This window comes from Paenibacillus sp. GbtcB18 (assembly GCF_019091125.1).
Classification (GTDB): Bacteria; Bacillota; Bacilli; order Paenibacillales; family NBRC-103111; genus Paenibacillus_F; species Paenibacillus_F chitinolyticus.
In genome coordinates, this window is the sequence record NZ_JAGXJX010000052.1 from 711 (window position 1) to 1,724 (window position 1,014).

Genomic DNA, 1,014 nt, shown 5'->3' on the forward strand with positions numbered 1-1,014 from the left:
CATAGTCTTATTATTATTTAATTCACTTTTTAGATAGTCATAGATGTTCTCTCCGTGCGGAATATCATACCCCGATAACGAACTGCAGAAAATACTGTTTGAGTTTGTTGGGACACCAATACTATTAAGCAGTTTCACTAATTCTTTTACGTATTCTTTATCCCTTGAAGCATGACTAATAAAAATTTTCTCGATTTTATTCTCGATTTTGGGTGTTTGTTGGATGTTTATTGAATTATTTTTCCCAATATTAGTGATATTAGGTGGTTGTTGTGTTCCCATTTGTTTATTCCCTTCAGTATTGTTTAATATTTCTTCCAAGTCCATTAGGTAGGTAAGCATAAATGTTTTGATATAATTTAAGGCGTTGGTATTAATAGAAATTTGGTGATTATAAAAAGTATCTAACGTTTTTTTACTTTGATTTAGAAAGTACACGTCTTGATGGTGTAGCCCAGGGGGGACCACATTTGATGACAGCGCTCTTTGGTATTTTTCAAGATCTGAGATAAGTCCCGAAACTGATAAATTTAATATTTGATCTTTAATTACTTCGCCTTTAGTAAAATCGTATACATTGCATTTTCTCGTATTCATAATAAGCTCAAATGTCTCTTTAACTATTTGACGACAATCGTCACCAGGTATTCCTTTTTCTTCGGAGAGTTTTTCTATTTTACTAATAATTAATTTAGAGTTGGCCTGGGATAATCCGATATTATTATATTCTAGAAATACTATTTCTCTAATATCTAATCGTTGCTTTGCAATTCTCAAAACGCTTATTAGAGAATTTTGAATATCGTATTTTTCTTTTTGGAGTTTTTCAATTATTGATTGAATTTTTGTTACGTCTAACAATACAGTCACCTCAAACAAATTTTTAAATATGTAATTTATTAGTTAAAAGTTTTCCATTCTACTAAAGTACGTTTCTTGCAACTACCGCAGTCCAAGTATCCAGATCCTTTTGTTATTCTGAGCTTGTGACTACAGTTAGGGCACTGTATTTCT

At 31.0% G+C, this 1,014-nt stretch carries 1 pseudogene; it reads right to left on the bottom strand.

What is annotated here, in order from left to right:
- Nucleotides 1–861: pseudogene (locus tag KVT34_RS29410) on the bottom strand (hypothetical protein); the annotation flags it as partial.
- Between the last annotated feature and the right edge of the window lie 153 nt (nucleotides 862–1,014).